Source organism: Mesorhizobium sp. ZC-5, from assembly GCF_025753855.1.
In the GTDB taxonomy this organism is placed as follows: domain Bacteria; phylum Pseudomonadota; class Alphaproteobacteria; order Rhizobiales; family Rhizobiaceae; genus Neomesorhizobium.
On the sequence record NZ_JAOWPT010000029.1, the window covers coordinates 1 to 9,077 of the forward strand.

The 9,077-nt window shown below is 57.3% G+C and carries 10 protein-coding genes and 1 pseudogene; 5 read left to right on the plus strand and 6 right to left on the minus strand.

Annotated elements, in window-relative coordinates:
• The 5 genes and pseudogenes from OHD58_RS30125 to OHD58_RS30145 form a co-directional block, all read left to right on the plus strand.
• A pseudogene (locus OHD58_RS30125) lies at positions 1–104 on the plus strand (thiamine phosphate synthase); the annotation flags it as partial.
• On the plus strand, positions 95–856 hold the full coding sequence (thiD, locus tag OHD58_RS30130; protein WP_263807254.1) for a bifunctional hydroxymethylpyrimidine kinase/phosphomethylpyrimidine kinase: 762 nt from the start codon (positions 95–97) through the stop codon (positions 854–856). The pseudogene OHD58_RS30125 and the gene thiD, both read left to right, overlap by 10 nt.
• Positions 857–1,023: 167 nt before the next feature.
• Complete coding sequence (locus OHD58_RS30135) at positions 1,024–2,130, plus strand: type IV toxin-antitoxin system AbiEi family antitoxin (RefSeq protein WP_263807255.1); 1,107 nt, start codon at positions 1,024–1,026, stop codon at positions 2,128–2,130.
• Positions 2,118–2,987 carry a nucleotidyl transferase AbiEii/AbiGii toxin family protein gene (locus OHD58_RS30140; protein ID WP_263807256.1) on the plus strand — a complete coding sequence of 290 codons (870 nt, stop codon included), beginning with the start codon at positions 2,118–2,120 and terminating at the stop codon, positions 2,985–2,987. The genes OHD58_RS30135 and OHD58_RS30140 overlap by 13 nt, the downstream gene beginning before the upstream one ends.
• A gap of 101 nt (positions 2,988–3,088) precedes the next feature.
• Positions 3,089–3,253, plus strand: a complete 165-nt coding sequence (locus OHD58_RS30145) for a hypothetical protein (protein WP_263807257.1) — start codon at positions 3,089–3,091, stop codon at positions 3,251–3,253.
• Between the two features lie 41 nt (positions 3,254–3,294).
• Here the strand turns inward: OHD58_RS30145 and OHD58_RS30150 are convergent, their stop codons facing one another.
• The 6 genes from OHD58_RS30150 to OHD58_RS30175 form a co-directional block, all read right to left on the minus strand.
• Positions 3,295–3,546 carry a hypothetical protein gene (locus tag OHD58_RS30150; RefSeq protein ID WP_263807259.1) on the minus strand — a complete coding sequence of 84 codons (252 nt, stop codon included), beginning with the start codon at positions 3,544–3,546 and terminating at the stop codon, positions 3,295–3,297.
• Entirely contained in the window at positions 3,518–3,865 is a 348-nt protein-coding gene (locus OHD58_RS30155; protein WP_263807261.1) for a hypothetical protein, read from the minus strand. The genes OHD58_RS30150 and OHD58_RS30155 overlap by 29 nt, the downstream gene beginning before the upstream one ends.
• A 505-nt stretch (positions 3,866–4,370) precedes the next feature.
• A complete protein-coding gene (locus OHD58_RS30160; RefSeq protein ID WP_263807262.1) occupies positions 4,371–5,819 on the minus strand; it encodes an amidase in 1,449 nt (482 codons plus the stop codon).
• Positions 5,820–6,127: 308 nt separating this feature from the next.
• Complete coding sequence (locus OHD58_RS30165; RefSeq protein WP_263807264.1) at positions 6,128–6,955, minus strand: ABC transporter permease; 828 nt, start codon at positions 6,953–6,955, stop codon at positions 6,128–6,130.
• Positions 6,956–6,962: 7 nt separating this feature from the next.
• Positions 6,963–7,919, minus strand: a complete 957-nt coding sequence (locus OHD58_RS30170; RefSeq protein ID WP_263807265.1) for an ABC transporter permease — start codon at positions 7,917–7,919, stop codon at positions 6,963–6,965.
• 428 nt (positions 7,920–8,347) lie between these two features.
• A partial coding sequence (locus OHD58_RS30175) for an ABC transporter substrate-binding protein (protein WP_263807266.1) occupies positions 8,348–9,077 on the minus strand: 730 nt, incomplete at its 5' end.

Genomic DNA, 9,077 nt, shown 5'->3' on the forward strand with positions numbered 1-9,077 from the left:
CGGCGGGCGCGGACAGCGCGGCGGTGGTCACCGACATCACGCGAAACGAGGACCCCGAGGCGCGCACGCGAGAATGGATCGAAAAGACAGGCCGATGGCGCTGAGGAGAGACCCTTATGTGCTTGTCATCGGTGGGTCTGACTCCAGCGGGGGTGCCGGACTTGTGCGCGATATCGAGACGATCTCCTCCATTGGCGTGCGCACCTCGCTGGCTGTCACCGCGCTGACGGTGCAGACGCACGAGGCCGTCAAGGAGATCCATCAATCGCCACCAAGCCTGGTGGCCGACCAGATGCGCGCCGCGCTGCAGGCGAACAAGGTGGCTGCCATCAAGATCGGCATGCTTGCGAGCCCCGAGATCATCTTTGCCGTTGCCGCCGTGCTGCGCGAAAATCCGCGCGTGCCGGCGATACTCGACCCGGTGCTGGCCTCCACGTCAGGCCGGGCGCTCCTGAAAGCCGGCGCCGTCGCGATCATGAGGCGTGATCTGATGCCGCTTTGCCGTCTGGTCACCCCCAATCTCATCGAACTGGCGCTTCTTATCGGCGCGGAGCAAGCGATCGATGAGGATGACGCGGTCTGGCAAGGCCAGGAACTCTTGGCCGCCGGCGCGCAGGCCATTCTGATCAAGGGTGGCCATGCAGCGGGACCCCGATCTACCGATATTCTGTTGCGCCACGATCAAGAACCAATCCGCTTCGACATGCCCCGCCTTGCCGCGTCGATGCGCGGGACGGGGTGCATGCTGGCCAGCGCGATTGCGGCACATCTGGCGAATGCGAGCCCACTCGAAGAAAGCGTGCGCAAGGGCAAGCTGTTTGTTTTCGAGAAGCTTCAAAAGAATGCAGCCGAATGATAGTGGCTTACCCGCCTAAGCGTAGAGCGCCATCGCTGGCGCGCCTCTTCCCTCGAATGCTGTCTAGCGACGGACCCAATCGAGTCTGGATTTCACCGAAGATAGGCATTTCAGCAAGTGTTGAAAATTGCATTTCCAGTGAAAGTTCCTGGACATCGTTTCAGTAAATGTGCTATTTTCAGCAAATGCTGAAAGCGCCCAGTTCGCTGAAGGAGGTAGAAGAACAAGCCGAGCAAGCCTTGACAAGACTGCTCGCGTCCATTCCTCCGATCAAGATCGATAGAATCGAGGCGTCCCCATCCGGAGGTCCCGACCGAGGTATCGATCTGATCGCCCACATTCGCGCTTTCGGGGCCAGACATGTTCTCCTCTGCGAAGTCAAATCGACCGGACAGCCTCGGCACGCCAGGGACGCGATCACACAGCTTCATCGAGCAGCGGCTGGGCTGAGCGAAAAACATGCTGTTCCGGTTTTCATTGCTCCGTTTCTGATGCCGCAGACGCGGGATATCTGCACCGAGGCCGGCGTCAGCTTTTTAGACTTTGAGGGCAATTGCCGCCTTGCGTTTGATGGAGTCTTTGTCGAACGCGTCGTCCCCACCAAGCCCGCCACCGAACGGCGAGAGGTTAAATCGATCTTCAAACCGAAGTCGGCGCAGGTCTTGCGAACCATGTTGCGCAACCCGGGCCACTTCTGGCGTGTAACCGAGCTCGCAGAGCGCGCTCAGGTGAGCCTCGGCCATGTAAGCAACATGCGCACCGCGCTTATCGCGCGGGAATGGGCAAAGATCGGCGAAGACGGGATATCGCTGACGGAGCCGGATAATCTTCTCGACGCTTGGCGGGACGTGTACGAACCACCCGCCGGACGGCGAATGGGCTTTTACACGACGTTGCACGGAAAGGCCTTCGACGAAGTCATTCGGCGCAACGGCGAGCCTGATCCATCATTGAGCCAGATGGCGCTGGCGTCGTTTTCGGCAGCGCAGTGGTTAGCTCCGTATGCGCGTACCGGAACACATTTTTTCTACGCCAGTGCCAATGGTCTCGAGCGGGCTCGTACCGCCCTCAATCTGAGTTCAGCCGCCCGCGGCGAGAATGTTGTGGTTACGGTCCTAAAGGACACGGGCCCGCTGCTCGATACCATTGAGCCCTCCCCAGGGATCTCCACCACCAGCCCAGTGCAGACCTATCTTGACCTCTGGGTAGCGGGAGAACGCGGCAGGGAAGCGGCGGAGTACTTGCGGAAAGAGAAACTCAAATGGCACGTGTAGCCGTTCCGGAAGCGCAGTCTGCCGCTGAATATGATGACCGCACCACCCAGGCGGTGAAATCCGTGCTGCTCGAAATCGGCCAGATCCTCGGCAGTTTCAAAGGCAAGTTTGCCGTTATCGGTGGCGCAGTGCCCTGGCTCCTGCTTGAGAACGATGAGATGCGGCATGTCGGTACGCTCGATGTCGATCTCGGGCTTGATGCAGAGGCGCTAAGCGACGGCGAGTATGCCAAGCTCGTCGAATCGCTGATGGAAAACGGCTACAAGCAGAGCGACGAGTTGCGAGCCTTCCAGCTCGTCCGCAATGTGCCTGCCAAAGATGGCGGTGAAGCCATCGACGTGATAGTCGATTTCTTGCGACCGATCGACGCCAAGATTGTCAAGAACCGGCCGCCGCTTATCGAAAAATTTGCGGTTCAGCGAGCGGATGGCGCGGAGCTTGCTCTTCGCTTTTATCAGTACGTCGCAATAACAGGCGACATGCCTGGCGGCGGTACCAATCAGGTCAAGATCGCTGTCGCATCAATTCCCGCCTTGCTCGCGATGAAAGGCTTTGCCATCCAGAACCGGCTGAAGCGCAAGGACGCCTACGACATATATTATTGTGTGCGCAATTATGGCGGAGGGATCGAAGCCCTAGCCAAGGATTGCGAGCCCGTCCTCGCAGTGAAGGAAGGCCAAGAAGGATTCGGATATATCAACGGCAAATTCGACCAGGTGGACGGGTTCGGTCCGACAAGTGTTCGCCAGTTCGTTGAAGAGACAGACCTACTCGGTGAGCGGACCCCTGATCAGTGGCAGCAGGATGCATTCGGTCAAGTCGATGCCTTGCTGCGGGCGCTCGGGTTGAGGAAATAGTCCAGCCGCGGCCATTTCAGTTGCCGGCACCAGCGGCGCAATCGTCAGGTGGTACCGCGCGGGACAAGTCGAGACTAGCGCGGCATTGAAGCGAGAAAACATTGCTCGACGAGAGCTGCCCGAGGCGTTTAAGGCAACTCGCCGGCCTCTTGGTTGGCGCGCTGAAAGATCAGCTCAAAGCCAACATGCGCCGGGCAGAGGATGCCGTTAGCGGCATCGCTACGCTCTACGAAGCCATCGATACCGCCGCAATGACGGACATTTGATTTGGCGGGCCATCATCGACAGCCTCTACATCGCTACGGATCTAGGAACCGCGGCGTGGGACCATCATCTCGGACAGAACCTTCTTGGAAGGAACAACCGTCAGGTAGCCGATCGTGAAAGGCAGCGCCGATTTGTCGACCCAATTGGCTGCTACCAACTTGGTTGTGCGGAATGCGAGGTAGCAGCCCGCGCCAAGCTCCTCGAGTTGCCTGAACATTCCGTCGACTTCCTGCTGATCGGTCCGTTTTTCGGAGAACGAGATGTCATCGGCAATGTCGCCGAGGTCGCGCAATGGATGCTGCGATCTCCTTCGCCTCTGCAGCGATTGCATCATCGGCATTGAACAGATAGCCGTCCGCCTCATACGCTATGCGCGCCAACGCTTCTCCGGAGATGGCTTTCGTCACCGGCATGCGGATATGGTCGGGAAACTGCTTCTGGACCTCGTCGTCCTGAATCTTCCGAAGGCCATCAAACAGCTCGTGGACGCCCTTGATAAATTCCGGATCGTCAAACACGTTCGACGACAAAGTTCTTCCCATCCGCGATTTCGACGCGCCGATCGAATTCGAGGGCGTGGATGCTGTCGACAAAGGCAGCACCGGTGACATTGTGGCGCAGGTGTATCGCTTCCAGGTGTACCTATTGCACAAGGACGTGGAATTGGTGGGAAGTGAACCAGCAATCGCGCACGCCAATTCGATGTCCAACATCCTTACGACGACCAATGAGATGAGAGCCGTCCAGACGGAGAGAGGACAGAGCAGCGATCAGGGAAGGGACTTCGTGACGCTCGCGTTTCGTGATGCAATGGCGGCCGCCAGGCGCTAAACCGAAAGGGTGAGTAGATTCTCGCAGTAGTCAGACCAAGTTTAACAGAATGTTTTTTGCGAAGATCGCCGAAAATTGGAAATTTACAAAGAATTGAACGAAGTATAGATCGGGACACTCTATCTGCCGCACGATGCGGAAAAAAGAACAGTGCGAGATTGTTTTGCAGCTCGTCGACGGCGCATGGAGGCGCTCACGCCGTTCTTCGCGTTCTCGTATTTCTGAAGCTGTTGAAACACCTCGTCTGAGACACTCGGAAAAGTATGGACAAGGGTGGGGACCATCTCAGCTCTGAATTGCACCTACCCAAATCGGCGGATGGCGGTCGAGCCAACCATTGGCCGCTTCAAGCTGCGCGGATAGGGTCAGCAGTAAGTGATCCTGGCCTTGGCGCGCGACGAGCTGAATCCCGATCGGTAGACCGTTTTTTGCATGCGATAGCGGCAGCGACGCGGCTGGTTGGCCGGTGACGTTGAAGATCTCCGAGAAGGGCGCAAAGCTGAGGCCAGCCTTGATCCAGGCCTCATATTCGAAATTGGCCGATCTTCCGTCGATCACGCCCAACGCTGGCGGTAGAGTGGCTAGGCTCGGCGTGAGGATCATATCGAAATCCGCGAAATGCTGTGCCATGGCGACTGTCGCTTCATGTGCGCGCTGACGTGTCTCGGCAAGCTCTAGCGCGGTCATGCGCCGCACCTTCTGCAGGATGGCCCAACTCGCGGCCTCCAGCTCATTGCGCACGGGTCCACGGCCTATCTCCTTAGCGCGCTGAGTGACCTCCCCCGCAACATCCATCATCCAAAGAGACGATGAGCCGATGTCTTCATCCAGCAGAGATGGGAAACCATGCGACTCAACGTGATGACCTAGCGCCTCCAGCTGTTTCGCCCCCTCATCGACTGCAGCAAGGATTTCAGCATCGACAGTGACACCGCCGGGTGCGCGCGTGACGCACGCGATCCTGAGCCTTTCGACTGGCTCCTTGAGTACTGCGAGATATGAGGGCACCGACTTTCGCACCATGTATCGTCCGGCGAGTTCTGGTCCTGCGGTCACGTCAAGCAAAGCAGCACTATCACGCACCGAACGTGAGATGACGTGGTCCGAATTGAGGCCAGCGCCAAGCTCCGCATAGTGGGGGCCGAGCGGATTTAAACCACGTGTTGGCTTCAACCCGAAAAGACCACAGCAAGCTGCTGGAATTCGGATGGAGCCGCCTACATCCGTGCCATGGGCGACCGGCATCATGCCGCTCGCTACCGCTGCCGCCGCACCGCCACTCGAGCCGCCGACCGTAACGCGCTTGTCCCAAGGGTTGTAGGTGATACCACGCCAGGTAGTCTCGGTCACGGCATCCTCGGCAAATTCGGGTGTGTTCGATCTACCCAGAAAGATCAGGCCCGCTTTGCGCCAGCGCTTGACAATTTCGCTATCGCCCTTGGGCTGGGCCTCTCTGAAGAAGCGTGATGCGAAAGTGGTCGTCCATTCCGCGACAAAGACGTTCACGTCCTTGATAAGGAACGGAACGCCAGCGAGAGGGGCGGAATTATCGACCTCGCGGGCCGCGTCAAGAGCACGCTCGGCATCGATCAAAAAGGCTGCATTGACCTCTGGATTGATACAATCCACGGCGGCTAGCGCGGCCTCGATGATCTCCAGCGGCGACACCTCGCCTTTGTGCACGAGTTCTGCTAGCCCCACAGCGTCGTGCCGAGCATAGTCCCTGAGTCTCATATCTTCAGGCTTCCCCTGTCATTCGGCCACTAGGCGATCCACGTGACAGCGGATCGGTTGCAACGCAGTTTTCGCGATAAATCTCACCAAGCTTTGCCTACCCGGACCGTCAATCACTAGCGGCCATACTTCGATATATGGCTACGTAACGCGCGCGATTCCTAATACGACCGCATCTTGCAAGAACTCGTCCCGGTTCCGGCGAGCCGCGCCATTTGTTTCAATTGTCTTGGGGGAGGCCTTCTCTTTGCCGGCATCAAATCTCTCCCTTTACTGCGGGCCTTGGATGCAGCCATTGTCGCCTCATTCTATAGGCGGGACTGGCGCGATCGGTCGAGGACCCAATCCATAACTGAATTTATAGCGATGGTGAGAACTGCAATCGCCGCGGCGGGTATCAATGGAGTGAAGATGAGGAAGGAAATCATCATCGCATTCTCACGGACCATCGAGCCCCAATCTGCCAGCGGCGGCTGCAGGCCGAGCCCAAGAAAACTGAGCGCGCTGATAAAAAGGAACACGAAGCAGAAGCGGAGTCCGAATTCGACCGCAAGCGGCGGCAGGACATTGGGCAGGATTTCTTCCCGGATCAGGTACAGCGCGGGTTCCTTGCGCATCTTTGCTACTATGAAATAGTCTTGGACCACCACCCCCAAGGCGACAGCTCTCGCCAATCGAAAGACGCGCGTGGATTCGAGCACTGCGATGACGAGCACTAGCGTCAGGACCGACGTGCCGAAGATCGTCAGCATCATCAGCGAGGCGATCAACGATGGAATCGCCATTATGACGTCCACGATCCGCGACAGGATATAATCAATCCAGCCACCCAGCGCAGCCGCCAGCAGCCCGAAGACAACGCCAATGAAAAAAGTCAAGAGCGTTGTAACGAGCGCGATACCGACCGAATTGCGTGCACCCCAGATCAATCTACTGGCGACATCCCGGCCAAGGTTGTCTGTTCCCAACAGATAATGGCTGCTCCAGCCCATAAACTGCCGTCCGACAATCTCGGTCTGGCCGTAAGGGGCAAGAAGCGGTGCGAACAAGGCCACAAGAACATAGACCGCGATCACCGAAACGGCGATGCGTATCCGCCAGGGGACATACCTTTTGTTTCTGCTTTGACTCGTCATGCCCACGTCATCCTCGTTCTTGTGCGCGCGGGTTGGCAAGTATGGACAGAATGTCGGCCAAGAGATTAAGTGATATGTAGGTTGCAGCAAAGATCATGCAGCAACTTTGTACAACGGGCACATCGCGCTTGGATACGCTGTCGACCAGCAGCAGCCCAAGGCCGGGATAAACAAAGGCGACCTCGACGATGACGACACCGGTAATCAGGTAGGCAAGGTTGAGCACCACAACATTTATGATGGGCACCCATGAATTGGATAAAGCATGGCGGAGTATGATCACGCTATGTCGTAATCCCTTGAGCTGTGCCATCTCGATATATGGAGTGGACAGAATATTAATGATAGAGGCCCGGGTCATGCGCATCATATGTGCGGTCACAACAAGAGTAAGCGTGATCGCTGGGAGGACCGTTCTGTAAAGCCGTTCCAAGAACGGCAGCCCGTCGTTGATATTGGAGATGCTGGGAAACAGGCCGAACTTGACCGCGAGTACGCCAATAAGGATGTAGGCTAAGAAAAATTCGGGCGTGGAGATCGCGGCAAGGACAAAGGAATTGGCTAAACGATCAAAGATTGAACCGCGCCAAATGGCAGTAAGAATCCCGAGGCCTAGCGCGATGGGAACTGAGATAAATGCAGCAAACGCGGCCAGAAATATTGTATTGCCCAGCCGCTGCCAAATAGTTTTGGCAATGTCCTGACCGTTGGCCAGCGATTTGCCCATATCACCAATCACAAAGCCGCCGAGCCAGTGCACATATCTTAGCCAGGCCGGTTGGTCGAGATGCATCTGTTCTCGCAGGGTGGAAATCGCTTCGGGCGTGGCTGATTGGCCCAAAAGCACTTGTGCAATGTCGCCGGGAAGCAATTCGACGGCAAAGAATACCAGGAGCGAGACGATCAGCAACAGTGCGATGCCAATCGCCAGGCGACGCAGGACTAGGCGCGCGATGGAATTCACAAGCACCTCCGAAGATCATGGGTGGAAAATGGAGCTAGGCACCTCCTGCCGTTGTGGGCAGTACGGCGAGCTCGATCACTCCTTGGTGTATTCCACGCCATCTGAATTTGTGCCTTAGACAGAGAAATTCTCCGCATCGCATTTGACCTGAATTGCTGGACAGTTTCCTCGTCTCCCAGGTCAAGATCAACGGACCGAAGGGGTTCAGAAGCGTTAGTTAGGCAGTCACCACGGTTATGGGGCATGAGATTCGGGCCGCATCCATCCGGCTGACCCAGCACAGTCGCTCCATTTTGCCGACTTTGGGCCTGAAAGAAAGGCCGCATAAGGCCTGAGAAGCCGCCCCATGGTGTTGGCCGTAAGCCATACGATGCCGCAATAATGTCCCCTTCGGTAAGGCCGGTCGGGACAACCGCTATCTGTCAAGGTCAGGCGAACCACCAGCGATCCGCCAGCTTATACCCGTCCATGTCCCAGTTCACGGCGACAGGACCATGCGCGAGCTTGTCGCTTTTGGCCAGTATGTCGGCTGCGAAGACCGGGATGCACTGGCCCCCGTTCCCGCTGACGATCCGCTGCATCTCCACATACATGTCTCGGCGTTTCGTCTGGTCCAGCTCGGCACGCGCTTCCAGCAAAAGTTTGTCGAACCGCTCATTGGCCCAGAAAGCGTCATTGTAGGATGCGGCACTGTAGTAGCCTTCGGTAAAGATCCAGTCGGCGGTGGGTCGTCCGCTCCAATAGGACACGACCCAAGGCTTCGCACGCCAGACATTGCTCCAGTAGCCATCGCTTGGTTGACGTACGACTTCGATCTCGATGCCCGCGGCGCGCGCGCTTTCCTGGACGAGAACAGCCGCATCGACGGCGCCTGTAAAAGCTCCTTCGGAGGTGTTGAGCTGAACCTTCAGGCTGCCGAGACCGGCTTTCTTGAGATGGAACTTCGCCTTGTCCGGATCGTAAGCCCGTTGTGGCAGTTCCGCTGGAGTAGCAAAGTCACGAAGGCTGTTTGGAACTGGGTGGTCGTTGCCCAGATAGCCGAATCCATAAAGAACACGGTCCAGCAAAAGCTGACGATCCATTGCGTATTTGATCGCTTCTCGAACATTGTTGTCCTTGAAGGGCGCCGTATCGCAGCGCATCGGCAGCGTGTAGTGC

What these genes read in the sequence shown, in the direction of transcription:
- OHD58_RS30140 (WP_263807256.1), top strand. Translation starts at nt 2,118, where the DNA reads ATGGCACGTGTAGCCGTTCCGGAAGCGCAGTCTGCCGCTGAATATGAT.
- OHD58_RS30160 (WP_263807262.1), bottom strand. Translation starts at nt 5,819, where the DNA reads ATGAGACTCAGGGACTATGCTCGGCACGACGCTGTGGGGCTAGCAGAA.
- OHD58_RS30165 (WP_263807264.1), bottom strand. Translation starts at nt 6,955, where the DNA reads ATGACGAGTCAAAGCAGAAACAAAAGGTATGTCCCCTGGCGGATACGC.
- OHD58_RS30135 (WP_263807255.1), top strand. Translation starts at nt 1,024, where the DNA reads ATGTGCTATTTTCAGCAAATGCTGAAAGCGCCCAGTTCGCTGAAGGAG.
- OHD58_RS30155 (WP_263807261.1), bottom strand. Translation starts at nt 3,865, where the DNA reads ATGTCACCGGTGCTGCCTTTGTCGACAGCATCCACGCCCTCGAATTCG.
- thiD (WP_263807254.1), top strand. Translation starts at nt 95, where the DNA reads ATGGCGCTGAGGAGAGACCCTTATGTGCTTGTCATCGGTGGGTCTGAC.